The 856-nt window shown below is 69.7% G+C and carries 1 protein-coding gene; it reads left to right on the top strand.

The genetic code is table 11. The features are described 5' to 3' along the window. A partial coding sequence (locus U9R90_RS36500; RefSeq protein ID WP_411061804.1) for a pyridoxal phosphate-dependent decarboxylase family protein occupies positions 1-753 on the top strand: 753 nt, incomplete at its 5' end. Positions 754-856: the final 103 nt, after the last annotated feature.

Genomic DNA, 856 nt, shown 5'->3' on the forward strand with positions numbered 1-856 from the left:
GCCGCCCTCGACGCAGCCCTCACCCAGCACCCCGGCCCCCACCTCGTCGCCGCCACCGCCGGAACCACCGACGCCGGACTCATCGACCCACTCCCCGAAATCGCCGCACTCTGCCAGCACCACCGCGCCCGACTCCACATCGACGCCGCATACGGCGGCGGCCTCCTCTTCAGCACCACCCGCCGCACCCAGCTCCAAGGCCTCGAACACGCCCACACCACCACCCTCGACCTGCACAAACTCGGCTGGCAGCCCGTCGCCGCCGGACTCCTCGTCGTACGCGACCCCCACGACACCACCCTCATCGCCCACCGCGCCGACTACCTCAACGCCGACGACGACACCGAAGCAGGCCTCCCCGACCTCCTCAGCCGCTCCCTGCGCACCACCCGACGCCCCGACATCCTCAAAACCGCCGTCACCCTCCGCGCCATCGGCCGCACCGGACTCGGCACCCTCGTCGACACCGTCTGCACCCTCGCCACCGACTTCGCCCACCACATCGACCAACACCCCGACTACGAGCTCTACGCCCACCCCACCATCAGCACCGTCCTGTTCCGCCCCACCACTGCCGACGACCACCACATCGCCCACATCCGTCGGCAACTCCTGGCCCAAGGCCGCGCCGTACTCGGCCGCGCCCGCATCGACGGCCGCCTCTGGCTCAAGGCCACCCTGCTCAACCCGTACACCACACCCGGCGACCTCGCCGAACTCCTCAAGCACATCGAAGCAACAACGCACGAGTAAGCACCGACACACAACGCAGCAACAACGCACCGACGCACCGACGCACGACAGCGCACACCACGTGCCCGCGGAAGGAAACACCCCCCGATGACCGCACACCCCG

The organism is Streptomyces sp. E11-3, assembly GCF_046540415.1.
GTDB lineage: Bacteria > Actinomycetota > Actinomycetes > Streptomycetales > Streptomycetaceae > Streptomyces.